A 19,996-nucleotide genomic window follows, 5' to 3' on the forward strand; every position below is an offset into this window, starting at 1 on the left:
CGCGGAAATAACCGCGCCTTTTTCTTTTGGTCTCTGTGCAGCTCTCCACCCTTATTTACGAGTGAATACCGGCGGGCGCTTCTCTTTGAACGCCCTCCGACCCTCTTCAGCGTCATTGGTCGCAAAGCAGACGGTCTGCAGGTCTCGTTCGTATTCGATGGCCTTTTCGATAGGCATCGAATAGGCGGCACGCAGGTTGAGCTTCGCAGTTTCTGCAGCGATCGGAGCGCGGCTTGCGATTGTTTCGGCGAGTTGGCGTGCAGCGGGAAGAAGATCGGCAGGGTCATGGATTTCGCTAACCAAATTCCATTCAAGTGCTTTGGTCGCTGGGATCGGGTCGCCGGTCATGATCATCTTTGCTGCATTGGACGGGCCGATGGAGTTGGCAAGGAAAACTGCCATGCCGCCGCCGCCGATCCAGCCGAGTTTGATCTCCGGAGATGCAAAGCTGGCAGTGTTTGAAGCGATACGAATATCACAGCTCATTGCTGTCTCGAGTCCGCCGCCAAAAGCATATCCGTTCACAGCTGCGATCGTCGGCTTCAAAACCTTGCGGATCGCGTCGCAATAATCTGGGCGGTTTCTGAAGTTCCACGGTGTGTCGTAGCTATCCAGTTCTCGGATGTCGGATCCAGCGCAAAACGCGCGCTTACCAGCGCCTGTCACGATGATGCATCGCACCTTGTCATTCTTGTTGCATTGCTCCGTGATTTCGATCAGAGCGGCTGACATCTCCGGCGTAACTGCGTTGAGCTTGGCTGGCCTGTTGAGCGTGATTGTGGCGACATAGTTCTCAATCGAAAACAGAATATCATCTGTCATTTTGGCAATCCTTGGTGTGAGTTGATCTGTCGTCAATGATGGGGCGAGGTCAGCGCGCCCGGTGTTGCCGCCGGCCGCCGAACATCATCGGTGGTGGAATTTCGCCCGGACCAGCCGTCGGAGACGTCTTCGGATATGTTGCGATGTTGAGTTTCCGGAGCGAGAGCGACGGCGACCACTGCGGTGAGGCTGAGTGCCACTGCAAGCAATGCGACCGGCCAGGTCTCGTTATTGAAATGCCCACTGAGAGCCACCGGTGCCATAGGAGCAAAGCCACCGGCAAGCGACGCGCTGATTTCGCGTCCCAACGCGAGGCCGCTGAAGCCGATCTTTGCCGAAAATATCTCGGAGAAAAAGGCTCCCTGAACGCCGAGCATGCTAGTAATCCCGACGCCGGTGCCGAGGCTCATTGCTAGAATGACGTTAAGCTCTGACCCGGATTTTACCAGCGGGAAGAACGGGAAGGCGAACGCCGCAGAAAAGAGTGCGCCGAAAAGATAGACCAGGCGCCGCCCGACAACATCCGAGATCGCCCCAAACAACGGTGTCGTAAATACGGCAACCGCTGCCGCGACTGCAACGCCGGTCGTACCAACCGAGGGAGCCATCGCCAGTGCGGTCGCAATGTATCCAATTGCGAACGTCTGGTACACTAGCTCACTGCCGATCAGGAGGATGCTGGACAGAAACGGAAGACGCCAGCCCCAGGACATGAAGCTTTCATGCGGAAGCATCGCAAGCAACGAGAACACGCCTGCACCCATAAGCAGGCCAAGATAAACGCCAATTCCAGGGAACGCGCCGAATAGACCACGCCGTTTGGCCGAATTCTCGACCGTAATGATCACAGCCCCGCCGAACTCCGCGCCTGCTCCAAAGCCTTGGATCAGTCTGAGAACGACCAGCGAGATTGGCGCCCAGACACCGATGGATTCATAGGACGGCACGCAGCCGATAAGGGTCGTCGATACGCCCATCAACAGTAGAGTAATAATCAGGACTTTCTTGCGGCCGATACGATCGCCAAGGGCACCGAAGTAGATCGCGCCGATTGGCCGTACCAAAAATCCAAGCGCTAGCGTCGAATAAGCGAGGAGCGTTGCGACAAACGGATCGGTTTTCGGGAACATTATGTGGTTGAATACCAGGGCTGCGGCTGTGCCGTAGAGGAAATAATCGAACCACTCCAGAGCCGACCCGACCAACGAGGCCGCAAGGACGCGCGGCATCGATGAAGATGTTTGTTGTACTGTCATAGGTATCCTCCAAATAGGATCAGAGAGGAACACCGCGTGCCGCCAACTCGTCTCCTCCGATAACGCTAGCGTTAGCGCTAACAATGAATTATCATACTGGATTGTAGCACGCAACCCTCGCTTCGCCGCGCCGGATCGCCGTTTAACAAAGGGCTGATGAACAGTGCACCTTAAACGTGAGAATGCGGCCGATTTTTTCTTGACTGGTGGCTCATTTGAGATTGTGTGGACCCAGAATCTCAATTTAAGTGTAGCCACGAAAATGTCTGCGACTGACGATCGCGCTGCCGAAGCGAGCTCTGTTCTCGCGCATCATATGACCAAGCAGTCGCGCTGGGACTGCACTCGGGAGCGGATTGGCAATAGCGAAGGGCATGCGGTTCGGCTTGGGATCCGGAGTGTCAAAAGGTCTGGCCGTCGCCGATGCCGCCCGGATCGTCGCAGCCCGCTCGAACGACACATTCTCTTCCGTCGATCATATCGGCTTCGGTCCGGCGTGCCCGCTGATGCGCTCGTTCAGCTTGATCAGGCCGATGCTTTTCTGCCGTCATTGAAGCTCGAATGGCGGGACGCGCTCTGGGCGATCAAGGCGCTTCGCGATAAGCCGCTTCCGCTGTTCGCCGCAACCGCCGTATCAGAGCCGACCAGCCGCAGCGAAGCGGTCGCGACAATGGCGCCACCCTTCGACTTCATCAGCGCCGCCGCATCAGGGTAACGGGAGGCACGTCACGACGAACCCCTTCACCTCGCGGTTCATGAAGTGCCGCGGACCATCGGCAAAGTCAGCCCTTACGCCCCGATAAGCGCGACCGTGACCGCGCGGAAGAGATCGGCAGGCCGGCGGCTCGAAACCGCCTCTTAGAAAACGCGCCGTTGCACTTGCCCTGGAAGAGGGGAAGTCCGGACGAAGGATCTGACCAATATCGGCGTTCATCGTTGCCACCTTGCTCGCATGGTCGACGAGGGTTTGCTCATGAAGGCGGGCTACGGCCGCTGTCGCGCGGCGGTCCCCAAAGCGGCTTTTAGCGCAGAAATCGGCGGTTCGTCTGGCTCCAGTGCCTGGGCTCAGGTCAACATGTCGGCGGCCGCCGTCATCCGCTCCTGAACGATTTCCTGCAACTGCGCGAGGAAAGCGCGCACGGCCGGATTGGTGCGGCGGCTTTCTGGCCAGAGCGCAGTGATATTGTTCCGGTCGACAGCAAACTCCGCCAGGATCGGCACCAGTTCACCTTGCTCGACATAAGGTGCCGCAACGAAGCTCGCGCTGATCCCGATGCCGCCGCCAGCCGCGAGCATCGCCATAACCGCATCGCTCACGTCGGCGATTAGGCCGGACGGCGGCACGATCTCGACCTCACGGCCACCGATCCGAAAAGGCCATCGGAACGCTTGACCCGTGCTTTGATAGCGCAGGCTGACCGTGTCATGCCCCTCCAGCTCGTCCGGGTGCATCGGCGTCCCTCGCGTTGCCAGATAGGCTGGCGACGCATAGGCGCAGAGCCGATGGGGCGCTAATTTGCGTGACAAGAGCCCCGAGTCCGGAAGATCGCCAATACGGATAGCGACGTCGATTCCCTGTTCTACGATGTCGACCATTTGATCATTCAGTCGCAGATCGACAGTCACCGCGGGGTAGAGCTTGCGAAATGCTGGTAACGCAGGTGCGATCAGGTGAACACCGATCGGCAGTGACGCCGCAATCCGCAAGGTGCCGAAAGGTTCGGCACGCGCCGTCATTGCCGCCTGCTCGATATCCTCAGCGTCGCGCAACAACTTGAGCGCGCGTTCGTGTAGATCGCGACCCTCCGCAGTCAGCGTCAGCGCACGCGTCGTTCGCGTGAACAGTGAAACGCCGAGATGCCGCTCGAGGCGCTGAACGCTCCTGCTGACCGCTGACGGTGAGATCGAAAGAGAGCGCGCGGCGGCGGTATAGCTCCCCAGGGAGCCAGCACGCGCGAATGCGATCAGGCCAGTCAGTCGTTCAAATGCAATTTGTTCCTTCATGACATTAGTGAAGCAACATTCGCGCTCATTATCAACCTTGATGCAGCCAACTACATCTCTGACCGAGCGATAATTCCAGCAAATTTTAGGAGGTTAGATTGAGTGACATTATGAAGGCGATCCGCCAGCACGTTTTTGGCGACCCCGACGTGCTGATCTACGAGGATGCACCCAAGCCCGAACTGAAGGCAGGCGAAGTGCTCGTCCGCGTCCGCGCTGTCGGCATCAATCCCCCCGACTGGTATCTACGTGACGGGTACAAGTCGCTGCCGCCCGAGTGGCGGCCGCAGGTTTCGTTCCCGCTCATCCTTGGCACCGATATTTCGGGCGTCGTCGAGGCAGTCGCCGACAATGTCGAAGGCTTCAGTGTCGGCGACGAAGTCTACTCGATGGTCCGCTTTCCAGGCGATCTCACAGGCAGCAAGGCCTATGCGGAATATGTCAGCGTTTCGGCATCGGAACTCGCGCTGAAGCCGGCCGGCATCGACCATATACATGCGGCAGGAGCGCCGATGTCACTGCTGACGGCCTGGCAGTTTCTGGTCGAGCTCGGCCACAACGAACCCAATCCCCTTCAGCCCGACAGGCATCGGCTTGTGCCGCTCGAAGGCAGGACGGTGCTCGTCAATGGCGCCGCGGGTGGCGTAGGCCATTTCGCGGTTCAAGTCGCGAAGTGGAAGGGCGCACGGGTCATCGCGGTGGCATCAGGCAAGCACGAGGGGCTACTGCGCGACCTCGGCGCCGATGAGTTCATCGACTACACAAAGTCGGCCCCTGAAGACGTGGCACGCGACCTCGATCTCGTTCTCGATAACGTCGGTGGAGCTGCCACCGCGCGCTTCCTGCGGACACTGAAGCGAGGCGGAGCGCTCTTCCCGGTCTATCCCCTGGGCTTTGCGGGAGCTGAGGAGGCTACGTCGCTGGGCGTTACAGTTTCTACAACGCAGGTGCGCTCCAGCGGCGCGCAGCTTCTGGAATTCGCTCCCCTATTGAATGACGGGACGATCCGGGTGGTCATCGACAGCACCTATCCGCTGGCCGATGCCAGCAGGGCGCATGAGCGTGCGCTCCAAGGGCATATCCAAGGAAAGATTGTGCTCACCGTCGGGTGAGCTGGTCTGCGCCAGATCACGGTCGGGCCTGCGCCATTCGCTCAGCGTGCGCCCACCCCAGTTGGGAGTAACAATGATGACAGCGAGCAAGAAACTGCGTCACGGAACTACTTCATGGTTCGAGATGGTGGGAACCGTGATGTGCGAGGCCGCTTTGCGCGCCGGGCTTTCCCCCGGCCTGAGTGTCTCTCTGGTGGAGCGATACATCGACGGAGCGGCACTTTCCGATGGCCTGATACAGGGACTTCGTTTCGACATTGTCGATGGCGTCCCCTCGTTCCGCGCAGGAGCCCAGCCCGATGAGCGGGGCGACATCACCATCGAGATCACGACAGCGGCAGCAAGGTCGTTGAACCTGCTGCTTACCGCCGATCCTACGTACGCCTCTGCCGCCGAGCATTTCGTACACTTCGGCGATATGCGCGTGGAAGGTGACCTGTCGAAGTTGGGTGATTGGTTGAAGTCCGTGCATGATCCGATAGTGGCACGCACGATCTAGGCGCGGCCAGGTTTTTTTGGCACGTGCAAGTCCCACGCACTGCACCCCAATGCGGCGGGTCGTGCCGGATCGGAGCTAGATCTTTACCTGGTGGTGAGCGGCGTTTTGCGAGCCAATGCGTCGCTCTCCACCTGATCGACGACGAAGTCGGTAACGCCGCTGCGCGCGATCGTTCCGCCGCGAAAACCGCCCAGCTCCATCACCGGTCTATGCGGCGCAGGATATATTCGGCGACGCTGCCAAGTGAAGTGTGCCAGCAGAAGAAGGATCGCCGGCTCCGGTGACCCTTCTTCTGCTCATGGCGATACGGAGCTCTATTGCATTTAGGCCGAGGCCTGCTTGCTGCCGCGGGATATTGGACGTCATCGCCTGTCGCGGCTCGCTGTGCTAACCTCGCGGAATTGGCTGCCCGGCCTTTTCTTAACAGCCCCACCTTTTTATCGGATAGCGTTGCTTCAGCTTGTGCTTGCTCGCAGTCTAGCGGCATCGCGACCGGGCGACGTGCCGAACATGCGGGTATACTCGCGGCTGAATTGCGACGCGCTTTCGTATCCCACGGCGTAAGCCGCACCGGCCGCATCGGCGTCAACGATCAACCGTCGCCGCGCCTCTTGTAGTCGGAGCGCCTTCTGGTATTGCAGTGGGCTCATCGCAGTTGCGGCTCGGAAGAGGCGGTGGAATGTCGCCGTGCTCATCCCGGCAATCTCGACTAATTCTTCAATTCGGACAGAGAGGGCGAAGTTTGCGCGCAGATACGTGATAGCATGCCTGATTTGCGCAATGCGGCTGTCGGTCGGATCGCCGGGAAGCCTTGAGCGTCGCCGCCGACCCGTCGGGCGACCGGCGCACCTCCTGGAGAAGGACGCATGGGTGGTGTGGGCGCTGGCGACGCTGTACGGCTCGGCGCTCAACGAATATCTCGTCTTCATCGTGGCACTTCGCTTTCGAAAGCCTATCGGATCATCCGACGGTTCTCCGAGGATGTCGGTGCGCCGTGACGGCGCGGGAGGGTAATATGACATAGTCGAACCTCCCAGCTTTGCTGATTTTCGACCGACGGCTGCAATGCCGTCCCGCTCGTGGGAGCAACGAGAGGAAGGGGACCGAAAAGCTGGACCGGGTGTCGCCGGTCCGGTGTCATAAGCAGATCGGTCTGAACTGTACCGGACGGGAACCATCACTACCGGACCCGGCTACCGCAGTGCTAATGGTGAGACAACGAAGTGCGTGGCTGAAGCCTCTCTATATATCCGAGAAGTCTCCCAACCGTGATGGCGGGGGCGACACAGAAAGCGATCAGACATGGCGGGGCTCAATGTTCTCTGCTGAAGGGGGCGAGAAATACGCACCCGGAGTGGGCAGGCTCCTCCAACCCACTCTCCGAATCGCCAGGGGTATAGCGCACCACCTACAGGCACGAAGGTTGAAAATCGGAACACGGGAACCTGAGCCGTCTGCCCGGCAGGAACCGGGCTAGCCGCGACGACCGGAGACGGGCGTGCTCAGGGGCGGAGCCTCCGTAGTAGTCTGAGCCCGGGAAAGCCGGGCACATGGCGAAGGGGGGCAGGAAGACGATCGGTCGGCATGACGGAGGAGTGATCTGTGGACATGGATCATCGAGCTGACGCAGCTTGGGTACTCGGCGTTCAGCGTAGACTGTATCAGTGGAGTAAGGCGAATCCCGACGATCAATGGCGGGACATGTGGGACTAGCTGACAGACTCGCGCATGTTACGCCATGCTTGGCACCGTGAGTCGTCCAACAAGGACGGTCGCACATAGCCGCGATCACAAAACACCCCAGCCATTTTGCGCAGTTGAATCACACAGAAGTCATCCGGCAAATCCAGCACCAGGATTCCGGTCATGCCGTCGACATCGGCAACGACATCATCCCAGTGCACAATCCAGTTGTTCTTGCCGCCACGCGACTTGCCGAGCGTGATGAGGTCCGTCAGCCCGGGTCTCTTCCTTGTGATCCAGCCAAGCCGGATATCGCTCGTTTAGCGTGAGTGTCATGAGGCGCATGCGATTACCATGTCACCAGACCGGCGGGGTGCAAACCGCGTTTGACGACCGAAAATTTCGCTGCCTCAGTATGGCGGTCGATTTTACCAGACCGCGCTCGGTCGTTTCCGGCTCGGCACGCAGGTTCGTCATGCCCCGGCGCGCAAAACCATTCAAAATCAAAATGACTTGCAGTCACTAAGATAAGGCGTCAGCAATCACTCTTGCTAGGCCATCCGGGTTTTCTAATGCCATTGAGTTGCCAGCGTTCGGTACAACGATCACACCAATGCCTTTAGATGAAAGAAATTCCACGTCGGGATTCGGAAGACTGCGCTCACCGAATACGAAGTTTTTCCGCGCTGAATGATGCAGAAAGCGAGAGCGCCAGTCCGGGTTGCTGCCGTCGACCAGTGACTTTGCTCCTCGGTGCACGGCACGAGCGGATGCTGAGCGCATCGTTGCTGCCCATTCTGCGTCACCGGCCGCCTTTGCGCCTTCGCATATTCTAAGATGTCCGCTTTCGATATAATCGACCTCTGTGGAAACCGCGATTGGTCGACTGAACTCTCCCCCTCCGCAGTCGAGGTTGGCTTCCGATAGGATCAGATGCCGAACCTTGTCTGCGAGAAGATCCGCCGTTTCGATCGCGATGGAACCGCCCATGCTGTGTCCATATAGATCGACCTGCTCCAGGTCCAATTCCTCAACAAACCTGCTAATTTCGAGCGCATGGTCTTCAACCCGATATCCGAATGCTTCGGGACGGTCGCTGTACCCGAAGCCCAGCAGATCAAGAAGGATTGTGTGACGGCCACTGAGAGCAGGGGACCTCGCGACATGAGGATATTCGAAGTACGACGCGCAGCCGAGACCATGTATCATCAACATAGGTATGCCTTGTCCTTCGAATTCGAGATAACGCATGAAAGCGTCGGGGATCGAAGTTTGAAAGCTGCGCATAGAACCATCCCGAAGCAGAGGTGAACATCATCGCTGAACGAAGACTACCACGTAATCAAGGGTGATTTGCGCAGCCATTCTTCCGTGTTGACCTCATTGAGCATGAAGCGTGCCACGTCCTCTCGCGCGATCGAGCCGCCGTTAAAGTGGCTCAGATCAGTGAGCGCCCTGATTGTTTTGCGTCCGGGCTTGTTGTTGAGGATGGAGGGCCGGACGATTGTCCAGTCGAGCTCGCTGCTCCTGATGATCGTCTCCTGGCGGTTTTTGTCCGCGTATACCTTTCGCAAAAGCAGCGGGAAAATCAGTCGGTCGAAGACGAAACCACCGTGGCCGACGCTGTTGCCCGCACCAATGCCGGTGATGGCGACAAGGCGAGAGACCCTCTCTGCCTTCATGGCATTGATCAGTGCGCCGGTTGCGTCCGAAAGAAAAGTGACTTCGCGAAACGGGCTCGCGGGCGTGCCGAGAGCGCTGACGACCGCGTCACGGTCTTCCAGGGCCTGACGCAGCGTCGCCTCGTCTCGGGCATCCCCGATCATGAGCCTGGCACCGGTCAAACCGGCTGCCTTTTCGCGTGAGCGCACCAGCGCAGTGACATCGTAGCCGCCTTGCACGGCCTGGCTGACGATGTGGCGACCAGTTACGCCGGTTGCCCCGAGAATGAGGAGTTTAGGGCGAGCGGCGAGATCGGGTGCTGTTACTGAGGGATACATGGTTTTGATCCTTTTTGAGGGGCGACCCTTCGAGAGGGCGCCTTGTTGGGGTACTGCCGGTGATGATCAGAGCCGCCCTTCGGCGAGCAGCTCTCGGGTCCGCTTCAGCGTCGAGAGCAAGGCTGATTTGTAGCCCTTGTCGCTATCGAACTGTGTCTGTTCCGCCTGCTCTTCGGGACCGTTGGGCTCCCTGTCCCGCAACCCGAGATAGCAATAGAACCGAAGCTGGAGCTCACCGGCTTCATCCGCGAACAACTCGTTGATAATGGCGCCCTCGCGCGGCCCGGTGGCCTGGAAGAAGGTCACTTTTTTGTGTGGCTCGAGGGTGATGATTTCCCGAATACCAGCGCCGGCGATGACGGCTTCTCGCACGAAATGGGTGGCGCTCTCCTCCACCACCTCGCAGCGCGTGCAAAGTCCCTGCGGCAGAAACAGGCGCGCATCACGCGCCTTCAGTTCGAGACCTTTCCAGGCCTGTTCCAGTGTGAGTCTGGTTTCGCCTGCCGAGTTCACCGGAACAGTTGCGGTCGAATAGATCATGACAATAGTCCTTGTTTTAGGTGCGATTGGATTTGAGATCTCTTGGCGACCGCCTTAGGCCGAGGCGGCGATTTCCGCGGCAAAGTTACGGTAGGAACGCAGCGAGCGGCCAAGCATGGCTGTCAGCCGCTCAACGTCGCCGTCATCAGGCAACATCCCATCGGTCAGGAACCGCTCGCCCATCATGCGCATGTCGTAAGCCATCCATGGTGGCATGAACTGCTTGAGGTTCTGTTCGAACGCCTGCGTGTCGCCACCGACATATTGGATCGGACGGCCCAGCACCTGTGACCAGATGGCCGCAATGTCCATGCCAGCGAGGATGTCGGGACCGACCAAGTTGATGCGGTTCGGCGCAAGCGGCTGTGCCGCCTGTTCTCGGCGCAAGAGCTCAAGGGCCGCGATCTCGGCGATGTCGCGCGTGTCGATCATCGCAAGTCCCTTGTCGCCGACCGGCATCGGGTAGACGCCATAGCCCTTGATGGTGTCCCTGATCATCAGATCATTCTGAATAAAGTAGGCCGGGCGCAGGATCGTTGCATTGAAGCCCATCTGCTCGATCATCCGCTCGACCCCGAACTTGCCGGCAAAATGCGGTACGTTGATATAAACATCCGCGTGGATGACCGACAGATAGACGATCCGCTCGATCCCCGATGCGCGGGCAAGATTGAGTGCGATCAGGGCCTGGGTGAATTCGTCAGGAGTGACGGCGTTGAGTAGGAAAAGGGTAGAAACGCCATCGAAGGCGCTGCGGATCGAGTCGACGTCGAGAAAATCACCTTTCACGACGGAAACGCCCGCTGGAAAATTGGCTTTCGACGGATCGCGGACAAGTGCGCGCACATCGGCGCCGCGGTTTACAAGATGCTGGACGACTTGGCTGCCGATATTGCCGGTCGCGCCGGTAACGAGAATGGTCATGATATTGTCTCCGGGTTGGATTTGCTTGACACCCGGAATATGGCTGGCTCACTATCGATCCGATAGACAATCAATTTAGACGCATCGTCTCACCTATGGAACATTCATGGATCTCGTCGCGCTTGCAGATTTCAATCTCGTTGCTCGTCATGGAGGTTTTGGAAGGGCGGCGCGTGCCACCGGCCGTCCAAAGGCGACCTTATCCCGGCGTGTCGCCGAACTGGAGGCAGCGCTTCAAATCCGACTGTTCGAACGTGGCAGCCGCAAGCTTAAACTGACTGACGAAGGGCGGGCGCTTCACGAGCGGACAGCCGCACTGCTGACAGAGCTTGACGAGACGGCTGTCGCTATCGCATCCGGCGCAGAAAGGCCGCGCGGACGTCTCAGGATCAGTGCTCCGCTTCTGCTTTCTCAGACAGCGATGGGAAGAATTGCCGCAACCTTTGCCCTGAAATACCCCGACGTGCGGCTGGAGATCTCCACCGAAGATCGCGCTGTTGATATGATCGAGGAAGGGTACGATCTTGTCATTCGAGTCAATCCGGATCCTGACGAAACGCTGGTCGGAAAGGCATTTTTGCGCGATCGCCTTGTCGTTGTAGCAAGTCCCGGTCTGGCCAGACCGGCAGCGGATCGTCCGGTGCCCGGTGTCGTGCGCGGGCCTGCGACCATGCAGAGTTGGAACGTCATAGCGCCAGACGGACCGACGGCTGTCCGGATCGAGCCCATTCTTGCCCTGTCGTCGCTCATCATGGTTCGCGATGCGGTGCGCGCGGGCGTCGGCGCTGCCCGTTTACCTATATCGCTCGTCACTCGCGATCTTGCAGGCGGAACTTTGCAGCATTGGGGGGATGTCGAAGGATCAGACATCGCGCTCTGGGCGCTCTATCCGTCGCGGCGGCTGCTGAGCGCCCGCGTATCGGCGTTCATGGACTTTTTGAAGGAGACCTTCCCCAATGGAACGCCAGATGAACTGGCAGCCTACTGTTGATCAGGTTCCGCTCTCGCGCTCGTAAAATTCTCCCGGCTCAGGGATGCGGTGAAGTTCGCGTTGAGCGCAGGGCGCGCTAGTGTTACGGGGAACGGGAATATTTCAAACCGAATTCAATGGATCGTCGACGAAGCTATTGCGTGCCTTGGCTGTACTCGTCTTTGAGGCAAGTTGGCGGGGGCCTCTAATTGACTACAACTTGGCCTGCCACGGAAGCCCGTCCTTATACAGAGACGTCATCCACAGAATGAAAGCCTCCGTCCGAGCAGGTGCGAATTCCCGTGAAGGACGTACGATAAATATTCCCTCACCTTGGGGAAAGTGCCAGTCTGGCAAGACCTGGACTAGCCGCCCAGCCGAGAAGTCGCGGTGCATCGACCAGTCGCCAAATCCTATGATACCAACGCCTTGCCGCGCAGCCTCGAGAAGGGCGTCGATGTCGTTTGAGCGATAGTTTCCGGAGGGCAGCACTGTTTCGTGCAATGCGCCTTTTTTCATACGCCATTCACGTGTTGAGACCGGCCCCATGTAACGAAGAAGGTTGTGCGTGTTCAGATCCGCCGGACAACTCGGGTGGCCGCGACGGTCCAGATATTCGGGTGACGCGCCAAGCACGATCCTGTGGTTACCTAGTTTACGCGCAATGAGCCGACTGTCTCCCAGAGTTCCTATGCGTAAGGCCACGTCGAAGCCTTCGCCGATCAGATCAACGTAACGTTCCGAATAGTCCACCTCCAACTCGAGGCCGGGATACATTTTGGTGAATTCCGGCAAAGCTGGGGCAAGCCAGTGTCGGCCCATCGTTGCGGGAAGAGCCAAGCGCAATCGCCCCCGCAGCTCAAGGCCTCCTGCGGCGGCTTCTTGTTCCGCTTCAACAATTGTATTCGCTGCTGATTGCAGCCGCTCCGATAGCTGTCTGCCTGCTTCCGTCAGTCGAACCCTCCGGGTCGAGCGCTCGATAAGACGTACTCCCAGTCGCTGTTCGAGCGAACTGATTCTCTTCGAGATAACGCTCGCGTCGCGTTTGAGAGCAGCAGCCGCGGCAACAAATGAGCCTTCTCTCGCAATCGCGATTAACGCGACGTGTTCGTCGGTACGTGCCTGATCTAAGTCTATTGTGGGCACCTGCGCCTCAATTGGCTTACCTTTTTGATCGATTGATGCATCCAGTGCATTTTTATCTGGCAATACGCCCGATTTTTCAAGTCTCCTTTCGCGGCTATGTGACTTTCACTTGAACCGTTCACGTTGATGGAGAATTGAGATGGCAGTTCAGCTAAAAAACCAAGGAAAGGGCACGGCAGGTCGCCTGATTGCTGCAGCCGTGTTAACCGCAGTTTTCGTAATTCAGTCGGCCACCGCCCGGGCAGAGACGGCTCACATTGTTCGCGGGCCGATCGTGGCCAATGACGCGAAGGTTGAGACGTTGTTTGATGGCGGGTTCTGGTTAGAGGGGCCGGCAGTCGGCCCGGACGGTAAAATCTACTTTTGCGATCTGACAATGACCTTTGCGACTGGAATGGAAGCCGGGAACATCTGGGTCTTCGATCCGGCGAGCAAAAAAACCTCGCTTTTCCGATCTCCAAGTGGAATGGCGGCCGGGGTCAAATTTGATCGTGAAGGGCGCATGGTCGTCACCGAGGGAGCCGATTTCGGGGGGCGATCTGTCGTTCGAACCGACATGAAGACCGGGCGCTCCATGATCGTCGCGGGCCTGTATAAGGGACGCCCTTTCAACTCCCCTAATGACCTTGATATCGACCACAAGGGGCGCATATACTTTTCTGATCCTCGCTATTTCGGTCACGAAACCATCGAACAGCCTGTCGCGGGCGTCTATCGCATCGATCAAGATGGGGCCGTCCATCTCATTATTTCTGATGTTGCACGGCCGAATGGCGTCGCATTGTCGCCTGATCAGAAGACGCTTTATGTTGCGGATCTTGATCCACTGATGGCTGATTGGCGCATTGAAAAACTGCCGCAAAAAAATGGCGCCATGCGATTGCTGGCTTATGACCTGGCTGACGATGGAACGGCCACAAATCAAAGGATCTTGGTCGACTACGGAAATGAGATTGGTCCCGACGGCCTTACCGTCGACGCAGCGGGCAATATCTATGCGGCCGTTTCTGCGGCAAGCCGGCGCGGGGTGCGAGTCTACTCTCCATTGGGGGAGGAGATTGCATATATACCGATGCCGTTCGAGAAAGCTGTCACAAACGTCGCGATCGCCATGGAGGGTAACCGTACATACCTCTATATCACTACGGACAAGAGCCTTTATCGTGTTGAGACCAAGGTTCCCCCCAAATCTTGACCAAACCAATCTAACGATGTTCGAGGATATCGACTCCGTGACGTCAAACCGGGATAATTCATCGGCGTGTATCCGACCGAGAACTTGAGCGAGCGAGCCTTGTTGAGCGCTGCGAGCAGCTTAGAAACTCCACAATCGGTCGAAGCTGGATCAGTTCCGCGAGATATTTGAGATTCCTCGGTCATCTGAATGATGGCTCAAGTCAGATTGCCTGGAGCAAATTCAGAAGACCGGGGAATTTTGCCTCTATCGCTTCGCGGCGCAAAGATATTCCCTGCCGGTTGCCGTAGTTGATCTGGTTGATAAGCCCCGCTGAGAGTAAAGTCTTGAAATGATGAGACACCGTTTGCTTTGACAATGGCAGCTCGAAAGAGTTGCAGGTCCGTTCACCGTCTGACGGATCTGCTGCCAGCTCGACAATTATACGACGCCGGTGCTCATCGGCCAGAGCCTTCAATACCTGCCCGATTTCCATCTCTTCAGGTTGAGTAGCCAGCACTTCGTGCATCAGCTGTCCTTTCATGTCCCACGCGCGTCATACCTTGTTTGACCTTGGACCTCAACTGAGAACATGTCGGTGTCACGGTGCTCGGGCGTCTGACCTCAACCCAGAGCTCGCGAGGTCCTACTTGTATCGTACCTTTAAGCGTGCTAGCTAAAGGTACGATACATATAGGACCAAACTCAATGTTAACTTGCGACACGATGTCGATTGAAAAAATCACTCCCTCGCCGCTGCTCCTCCCCACTGTTTTTCTCGCTCTTTTTGTTCTTCCAATCAGTATTTCCGGAGCCACTATCGCTCTTCCGGCGATCTCAAGCGACCTTGGACATGACCCAGTCCCCCTCCAGTGGGTGGCGAACGGTTTCAACGCAGCGTTCGCTGTGTTCACTCTTATCTGGGGCGCAGCGGCTGCGAGACTGGGATACAAGCGAACTTTCAGCGTAGGCACCCTGATCATGCTGGCTGGTTCGCTCCTTAGCGCGCTCGCAACTGGCTTGCTCGTGCTTGACTTCGGGCGCATCCTCTCCGGCATTGGCGCCGCAGCCATCGCGACCGGCGGCACAGCGCTTCTTTCAAGCTCCTTTTCTGGTCCCCAGCGAGCTCGAGCGTTTGCATTGCTTGGGATGACTGTTGGACTTGGTCTCGCGGCGGGCCCAACGATATCCGGCACAGTCGCCGAGGTCGTCGGCTGGCGAGGAGTCTTTGCTCTCGTTGGCATCATTGCCGCCGTTGCCTACCTTGCCAGTATCAGGCTGCAGGTCAACCATAGTGCGGCACCGCACTCAAACGCGAAGCTCATCGATTTTTCGCCGCTCCGCAATCGTCTGTTCCTGGCGATCGTGCTGGTGCCCGTGGCAGGGTCCGTCGCCTACGTTTCAATTCTCACCTATCTCCCTGTCGCGCTTAGCGCAGTCATGAAGATGGAAGCTGCGCAGGCCGGTCTTTTTATGTTGCCGTTGACCCTACCGGTGCTCGTCGCCCCTTTCATCGCGAACCTTCTTACCCAAAAGGTCCGGTGGATTTCCTCACTCTTTGTCATCAATGCTTCGTTATCTCTTCTGATTGTCGGTGATCTGGGACTCCTCCTGTTAGGTCGGGACATTCCTGTTGTTTTCCTGAGCGTAGCAATGGCAACGCTAGGCTTCGGATGGGGTTTGCCGTTGGGGTTGATCGACGGCGATGCTCTGGCTGCCGTGCCCGAAGAGATGAGCGGAGAGGCAGCTGGTGTGCTCAACTTCCTTCGCTTGGGCAGCGAGGCACTCAGTGTTGCGGCGTACGGTGCCGCTATGGGCACCCTTCTGGTAATCGCTATTGGCGACCCGGAAATCGCGCACCGCGTTGCAGCGGGGTGGAACGGCGACCCGGCTGCTTATGCTGAATCGTTCCACATTCTAGTTGTTGGGATGGCGATACTAACTTTCCTGCTCGCTATCCTGATCAACGTACTCTACCGATCCACGCGCTCACTCAGCGCTACCACACCCCAATCAAGTCTCTAGGTTGCTTCCGCAAGTCCTAACTGCGCCAATGTCTATTTGCGCGGCGACCAACCTTCCCAAAATTTCATAATTCTTAGAGGGTGTCATGACGCCAAAGAAGATATGGTTTCTGTCGTTCGGTCATTACCTGGATGCACCTGGATCAAGGACAACGACAGCAAAAGATTCACTTCTTCAGACCATCGATCTCGCTGTCGCTGCGGAAGACCTTGGACTAGATGGGGCCGCAATCCGCGTCCATCACTACGCGCCACAGTTTGCCACGCCAATGCCCCTGTTGGCGGCCATGGCAGCACGCACGAAACGCATCGAGCTCGGAACAGGCGTGATCGATATGCGATACGAAAACCCGCTGTCACTGGCAGAGCAGGCGGCCTCGACCGACCTTATCAGTTCCGGGCGACTTCAACTCGGCATCAGCCGGGGATCCCAGGAAATCGCCCGCCGTGGTTATGAAACATTTGGTTTCACCCCTGAAAATGGGAGCAATGATGCACTGATGGCGCAGTCTCACACGATGCGATTTCGAGAGGCGATTGGCGGTCAACCCGTCGCTCGTTCCCAATATGTAGCCGAGAGCGCCGCTCCCGACCTCAAAATTCAGCCCCAGTCAGAAGACCTTTCCAGCCGCATTTGGTGGGGTTCAGCTACAAGAGCTTCCGCCGTGTGGACAGCGCAACAAGGCATGAACCTTATGAGCAGCACGTTGCTGTCTGAGAACACTGGAGTGCCTTTCCAAGAGTTGCAGGCGGAACAGATAGAAGTCTTCCGCAGAACATGGAAATCCGCCGGTCACTCCCGTACGCCGAGAGTCGCGGTCGCTCGCAGTATTCTGCCCATCACAACCGACAGAGACCGGCAATATTTTGATCGCGAGCGGGCGTCACGCGACGAAATAGGAGTTCTCAACGGTTCTTTGTCCCGATTTGGAAGAGTTTACGCGGGAGAACCTGACCAGCTCGTCGCTGACCTCAAGGGTGATACCGCTGTCAGCGCTGCCGACACACTCATAATCACCATCCCCAACCAACTCGGTGTCGAATACAATGTCCATCTTCTTTCAACCATTATGACACACCTCGCCCCTTCGCTCGGTTGGCGCAGGCGCAGCGTGTCCGAGCGTGGTACCATCAAGGAAGAGTAACGCGGCCTAGGTGAAGACAAATCTGTTCAGCAACACGTTCTAATCAAGATGTTCGATAAAGGCGAAGCCGTAGCGTTGGATCCTCGAAGCGAGCAATCTTATTTGGTTCAAGGGTGACGATGGCATCAACCCGCTCACAGGGCTCTCGATTGCGTAGAGCCGAAACCGGGTCGCTCATCTCGCAATTGTAGTCACGGCGACGCAATAGCTCATTGCCGCCAGAAGCAAAAGTGAGGCTGACGCTGCTAATATAACGCGTCCGCCTGCACTGGCAACGGTGCGAATATTCACCGAAAGACCCAGCGCGGCCATCGCAAGGACGGTAAACGCGCTTGATAGCGTTAGCAAAAACGGGATGATGGTATCTGGAATTATCCCAATCGAACGAGCGATCACCACAATGATAAAGCCGACGATGAACCACGGAACCAGCCCGCGTTGCGCATGTGCGTAATCACTGCGGTCCTTCTGAAGGATCCCGAGCACGAAAATAACGGGACCCAACATCAAGACGCGTAGCAGCTTGATCAACGTCCCGGTTTGCACGGCTATCACGCCAGCAGGCGCTGCGGCTGCAAGCACCTGCGGCACGGCATAGACTGTCAAGCCGGTCAACGCGCCATATTGCATTACCGTCATACCCGCATAGAAGTAAACGAGCGGAAGGATAAGAACCGATGCGACACCTAGAACCGCTGTAAAAGCCAGCGCTGACGCGACCTCGTCGGAATCCGCTTCGATGACAGGAGCAAGCGCGACGATCGCGGAATTGCCACAGATCGAGTTCCCACAGGCGATTAATAAAGCGAGCCGGCGCGATAACCCGCAAAATCGGGCAACTACAAAGCTGGTGCAGATTGAGATGGCGACAACCGCCACGACGCAGACGACCAGCATCGCGCCGGCGCTTCGCATCGTTCCCAAACTCAGGGACGCACCAAGAAGGACGATCGCGATCTCGAGCAGTGTCTTGGAGATGAAGCTGATGCCTGGCTGCCAGGATGTCTTCCCAGGTAAAACTGTCCTTGTGATCATCCCGATCACGATGGCAAAGACCAGTGCCTCAAGAAGCCCAACGCCGAACAGGGCGTGCTCCAGTCTTTCGAACAGATAGGCAGCAGCAGCTACAGCGATGCAGACGAGCAAGCCAGGAACAATCTGGCGACTACATCTATAACAATTCTGGAAGGTCACCGAACACCTGGAAATCTAATGACTGCCAAGAGGATTTTTCAGCTAATCGTGTCGACTTCCATCGAATATTCTTCTACATTTCATTCGAAGAAATAGAATAATCTCCCATGACCTTCGAGCAGTTAGCAATTTTCATCGCGGTTGCGGAACGCGAACATCTGACCAAGGCGGCGGCCTCGATCAACCTCACGCCCTCGGCTGTCAGCACTACAATCAAGAACCTCGAGCACCACTATGGCGTAGAGCTTTTTCACCGCATCGGCCGCCGTATCGAGTTGACGGAATCGGGACGAATTTTCCTCGGCGAAGCGAAGTCGCTGCTTGCCAGAGCTCGCGCAGCCGAGCTTGTGCTCAGTGAGCTCGGAGGAATGCAGCGTGGAGCGTTGAATGTGTTCGCCAGTCAGACAATCGCTAGTTATTGGCTACCTTCTCGCCTCATGCGGTTTCATGCGTTGCACCCGGGAATTGATCTTACTCTGACAATTGGCAACACCCGCACGGTCGCCGATGCGGTCATTTCCGGCGAGGCTGATGTCGGGTTCGTGGAAGGGGACATCGACGAGCCAGCACTTGCCGCTTCGATTGTTGCGCAAGACGAGCTTGTGGTGGTCGTCAGTGCATCGCATCCTTGGGCGCGTGCCAGCAAACCAGTTAGGGACGATCTTGTCGCAGCGCCATGGGTGATGCGCGAGATCGGCTCGGGGACGCGTTCCGTGTTCGAGGATGCGCTGGTCGAGATGGGTGTGAACGCGGAGGATTTGACGATCGCGATGGTGCTCCCTTCCAACGAGGCGATCTTGGCAGCGCTCGATGAAAGCCTGTGCGCCGCCGCCGTTTCCCGTCTCGCCGCTCAGCAGCATATAGAGGCCGGCAAGCTGATCGAGGTCGATTTCTGCCGGCTGGTCCGTGAATTCCGCCTCCTCAAGCACAAGGAACGGCACAACAGCAAGGCTGCCTCGACGCTGATTGAGATGTGCCGCGTAAAAAAGACCTAGCGCCGGCTTGAAGTTCGGTTCTCGCTGCAAAGGCCGCGGCAAACGATGCTTCGGCGCGATAAAAGCTTGGCAGCTCAACGACCTGCGCGCTTCCACGCCGTGCGCTGCAGCGTTTTATCGTCAAATGGCTATCACGCTACATCGCTGCGGCATGGCCCATCCCTTTATCTCTCCCGAGGTCAAACCGGACACTAGACTCTTGGAAGATAAAAATCGGGATTGTCACGGGGACAATGCCGACGAGATCTCCGGCCAAGGATGAGGCAGATTCACTGATAGAGTCGGATACCGAGTAGGGTTCGAAATGACGGGTTAGAGTAGAATGGCAGGGCAAGCAGGAACTAACATATAATCCCAAGCATTAACGAAGACCAGGATGCCCGGCGCTTAGAGTGGAAGGACGACCCTAGGATGGGGCCTCATCGGGCATTGGCTTTCAGATCAGAAGCGGCTCCCGCGCATTTTACCCCTTGTACCTGCGTTCGATCTCGACGTTCCCACCGCACTC

The 19,996-nt window shown here is 57.5% G+C and carries 18 protein-coding genes and 3 pseudogenes; 9 read left to right on the forward strand and 12 right to left on the reverse strand.

All coding sequences use genetic code 11. The annotated features are described in order from the left end of the window. Window positions 1–51 precede the first annotated feature (51 nt). Complete coding sequence (locus tag AC13QE_RS29645) at window positions 52–822, reverse strand: enoyl-CoA hydratase/isomerase family protein (RefSeq protein WP_488486413.1); 771 nt, start codon at window positions 820–822, stop codon at window positions 52–54. 32 nt (window positions 823–854) lie between these two features. After that, complete coding sequence (locus AC13QE_RS29650) at window positions 855–2,078, reverse strand: MFS transporter (protein WP_488486414.1); 1,224 nt, start codon at window positions 2,076–2,078, stop codon at window positions 855–857. 325 nt (window positions 2,079–2,403) lie between these two features. On the opposite strand from AC13QE_RS29650, the pseudogene AC13QE_RS29655 reads away from it, so the two are divergent. Next, window positions 2,404–2,736 (forward strand): annotated as a pseudogene (locus AC13QE_RS29655) (helix-hairpin-helix domain-containing protein); the annotation flags it as partial. Window positions 2,737–3,143: 407 nt separating this feature from the next. On the opposite strand, the gene AC13QE_RS29660 reads toward AC13QE_RS29655, so the two are convergent. Then, the gene (locus AC13QE_RS29660) at window positions 3,144–4,082 is read right to left on the reverse strand and encodes a LysR family transcriptional regulator (RefSeq protein ID WP_488486415.1); all 939 of its coding nucleotides are present in this window, start codon (window positions 4,080–4,082) and stop codon (window positions 3,144–3,146) included. Between the two features lie 110 nt (window positions 4,083–4,192). Here AC13QE_RS29660 and AC13QE_RS29665 point away from each other — a divergent pair, with 110 nt between their 5' ends. Beyond that, entirely contained in the window at window positions 4,193–5,194 is a 1,002-nt protein-coding gene (locus AC13QE_RS29665; protein WP_488486488.1) for an NADP-dependent oxidoreductase, read from the forward strand. A 73-nt stretch (window positions 5,195–5,267) separates the two neighbouring features. Beyond that, on the forward strand, window positions 5,268–5,693 hold the full coding sequence (locus AC13QE_RS29670) for a hypothetical protein (RefSeq protein WP_488486416.1): 426 nt from the start codon (window positions 5,268–5,270) through the stop codon (window positions 5,691–5,693). 455 nt (window positions 5,694–6,148) lie between these two features. Here AC13QE_RS29670 and AC13QE_RS29675 read toward each other — a convergent pair whose 3' ends face one another. Next, window positions 6,149–6,475, reverse strand: a complete 327-nt coding sequence (locus AC13QE_RS29675; RefSeq protein WP_488486489.1) for a helix-turn-helix domain-containing protein — start codon at window positions 6,473–6,475, stop codon at window positions 6,149–6,151. Window positions 6,476–6,504: 29 nt separating this feature from the next. On the opposite strand from AC13QE_RS29675, the pseudogene AC13QE_RS29680 reads away from it, so the two are divergent. Then, window positions 6,505–6,679: pseudogene (locus AC13QE_RS29680) on the forward strand (nucleotidyl transferase AbiEii/AbiGii toxin family protein); the annotation flags it as partial. A 789-nt stretch (window positions 6,680–7,468) separates the two neighbouring features. Here the strand turns inward: AC13QE_RS29680 and AC13QE_RS29685 are convergent. The 5 genes and pseudogenes from AC13QE_RS29685 to AC13QE_RS29705 form a co-directional block, all read right to left on the reverse strand. Further along, window positions 7,469–7,651: pseudogene (locus AC13QE_RS29685) on the reverse strand (PHP domain-containing protein); the annotation flags it as partial. Between the two features lie 247 nt (window positions 7,652–7,898). Beyond that, window positions 7,899–8,663 (reverse strand): alpha/beta fold hydrolase, encoded by a 765-nt coding sequence (locus tag AC13QE_RS29690; RefSeq protein WP_488486417.1) that lies wholly within the window; start codon window positions 8,661–8,663, stop codon window positions 7,899–7,901. A gap of 44 nt (window positions 8,664–8,707) precedes the next feature. Further along, on the reverse strand, window positions 8,708–9,376 hold the full coding sequence (locus AC13QE_RS29695; RefSeq protein ID WP_488486418.1) for an NAD(P)-dependent oxidoreductase: 669 nt from the start codon (window positions 9,374–9,376) through the stop codon (window positions 8,708–8,710). A gap of 66 nt (window positions 9,377–9,442) precedes the next feature. Then, complete coding sequence (locus AC13QE_RS29700) at window positions 9,443–9,916, reverse strand: AtaL-like protein (RefSeq protein ID WP_488486419.1); 474 nt, start codon at window positions 9,914–9,916, stop codon at window positions 9,443–9,445. 54 nt (window positions 9,917–9,970) lie between these two features. Next, window positions 9,971–10,840 carry an NmrA/HSCARG family protein gene (locus tag AC13QE_RS29705; protein WP_488486420.1) on the reverse strand — a complete coding sequence of 290 codons (870 nt, stop codon included), beginning with the start codon at window positions 10,838–10,840 and terminating at the stop codon, window positions 9,971–9,973. 106 nt (window positions 10,841–10,946) lie between these two features. Here AC13QE_RS29705 and AC13QE_RS29710 point away from each other — a divergent pair, with 106 nt between their 5' ends. After that, window positions 10,947–11,831: a LysR family transcriptional regulator gene (locus tag AC13QE_RS29710; protein ID WP_488486421.1), complete on the forward strand. Its 885-nt coding sequence runs from the start codon at window positions 10,947–10,949 to the stop codon at window positions 11,829–11,831. 192 nt (window positions 11,832–12,023) lie between these two features. Here the strand turns inward: AC13QE_RS29710 and AC13QE_RS29715 are convergent, their stop codons facing one another. Beyond that, a complete protein-coding gene (locus AC13QE_RS29715; protein ID WP_488486422.1) occupies window positions 12,024–13,019 on the reverse strand; it encodes a LysR family transcriptional regulator in 996 nt (331 codons plus the stop codon). 76 nt (window positions 13,020–13,095) lie between these two features. On the opposite strand from AC13QE_RS29715, the gene AC13QE_RS29720 reads away from it, so the two are divergent. Continuing rightward, window positions 13,096–14,151: an SMP-30/gluconolactonase/LRE family protein gene (locus AC13QE_RS29720; protein WP_488486423.1), complete on the forward strand. Its 1,056-nt coding sequence runs from the start codon at window positions 13,096–13,098 to the stop codon at window positions 14,149–14,151. Window positions 14,152–14,353: 202 nt separating this feature from the next. Here AC13QE_RS29720 and AC13QE_RS29725 read toward each other — a convergent pair whose 3' ends face one another. Continuing rightward, a complete protein-coding gene (locus tag AC13QE_RS29725) occupies window positions 14,354–14,659 on the reverse strand; it encodes an ArsR/SmtB family transcription factor (RefSeq protein ID WP_488486424.1) in 306 nt (101 codons plus the stop codon). Between the two features lie 179 nt (window positions 14,660–14,838). Here AC13QE_RS29725 and AC13QE_RS29730 point away from each other — a divergent pair, with 179 nt between their 5' ends. Beyond that, entirely contained in the window at window positions 14,839–16,155 is a 1,317-nt protein-coding gene (locus AC13QE_RS29730; protein ID WP_488486425.1) for an MFS transporter, read from the forward strand. A gap of 85 nt (window positions 16,156–16,240) precedes the next feature. Continuing rightward, window positions 16,241–17,299, forward strand: a complete 1,059-nt coding sequence (locus tag AC13QE_RS29735) for an LLM class flavin-dependent oxidoreductase (RefSeq protein ID WP_488486426.1) — start codon at window positions 16,241–16,243, stop codon at window positions 17,297–17,299. A gap of 174 nt (window positions 17,300–17,473) precedes the next feature. Here AC13QE_RS29735 and AC13QE_RS29740 read toward each other — a convergent pair whose 3' ends face one another. Continuing rightward, window positions 17,474–18,493, reverse strand: coding sequence for a YeiH family protein (locus AC13QE_RS29740; RefSeq protein ID WP_488486427.1), 1,020 nt, complete (start codon window positions 18,491–18,493; stop codon window positions 17,474–17,476). 107 nt (window positions 18,494–18,600) lie between these two features. Here AC13QE_RS29740 and AC13QE_RS29745 point away from each other — a divergent pair, with 107 nt between their 5' ends. After that, the gene (locus tag AC13QE_RS29745) at window positions 18,601–19,488 is read left to right on the forward strand and encodes a LysR family transcriptional regulator (protein ID WP_488486428.1); all 888 of its coding nucleotides are present in this window, start codon (window positions 18,601–18,603) and stop codon (window positions 19,486–19,488) included. Window positions 19,489–19,996: the final 508 nt, after the last annotated feature.

Source organism: Martinezella sp. CNPSo 3957 (assembly GCF_057784395.1).

What these genes read in the sequence shown, in the direction of transcription:
- AC13QE_RS29645 (WP_488486413.1), bottom strand. Translation starts at nt 822, where the DNA reads ATGACAGATGATATTCTGTTTTCGATTGAGAACTATGTCGCCACAATC.
- AC13QE_RS29650 (WP_488486414.1), bottom strand. Translation starts at nt 2,078, where the DNA reads ATGACAGTACAACAAACATCTTCATCGATGCCGCGCGTCCTTGCGGCC.
- AC13QE_RS29660 (WP_488486415.1), bottom strand. Translation starts at nt 4,082, where the DNA reads ATGAAGGAACAAATTGCATTTGAACGACTGACTGGCCTGATCGCATTC.
- AC13QE_RS29665 (WP_488486488.1), top strand. Translation starts at nt 4,193, where the DNA reads ATGAAGGCGATCCGCCAGCACGTTTTTGGCGACCCCGACGTGCTGATC.
- AC13QE_RS29670 (WP_488486416.1), top strand. Translation starts at nt 5,268, where the DNA reads ATGATGACAGCGAGCAAGAAACTGCGTCACGGAACTACTTCATGGTTC.
- AC13QE_RS29690 (WP_488486417.1), bottom strand. Translation starts at nt 8,663, where the DNA reads ATGCGCAGCTTTCAAACTTCGATCCCCGACGCTTTCATGCGTTATCTC.
- AC13QE_RS29695 (WP_488486418.1), bottom strand. Translation starts at nt 9,376, where the DNA reads ATGTATCCCTCAGTAACAGCACCCGATCTCGCCGCTCGCCCTAAACTC.
- AC13QE_RS29700 (WP_488486419.1), bottom strand. Translation starts at nt 9,916, where the DNA reads ATGATCTATTCGACCGCAACTGTTCCGGTGAACTCGGCAGGCGAAACC.
- AC13QE_RS29705 (WP_488486420.1), bottom strand. Translation starts at nt 10,840, where the DNA reads ATGACCATTCTCGTTACCGGCGCGACCGGCAATATCGGCAGCCAAGTC.
- AC13QE_RS29710 (WP_488486421.1), top strand. Translation starts at nt 10,947, where the DNA reads ATGGATCTCGTCGCGCTTGCAGATTTCAATCTCGTTGCTCGTCATGGA.
- AC13QE_RS29720 (WP_488486423.1), top strand. Translation starts at nt 13,096, where the DNA reads ATGGCAGTTCAGCTAAAAAACCAAGGAAAGGGCACGGCAGGTCGCCTG.
- AC13QE_RS29725 (WP_488486424.1), bottom strand. Translation starts at nt 14,659, where the DNA reads ATGCACGAAGTGCTGGCTACTCAACCTGAAGAGATGGAAATCGGGCAG.
- AC13QE_RS29730 (WP_488486425.1), top strand. Translation starts at nt 14,839, where the DNA reads ATGTTAACTTGCGACACGATGTCGATTGAAAAAATCACTCCCTCGCCG.
- AC13QE_RS29735 (WP_488486426.1), top strand. Translation starts at nt 16,241, where the DNA reads ATGACGCCAAAGAAGATATGGTTTCTGTCGTTCGGTCATTACCTGGAT.
- AC13QE_RS29745 (WP_488486428.1), top strand. Translation starts at nt 18,601, where the DNA reads ATGACCTTCGAGCAGTTAGCAATTTTCATCGCGGTTGCGGAACGCGAA.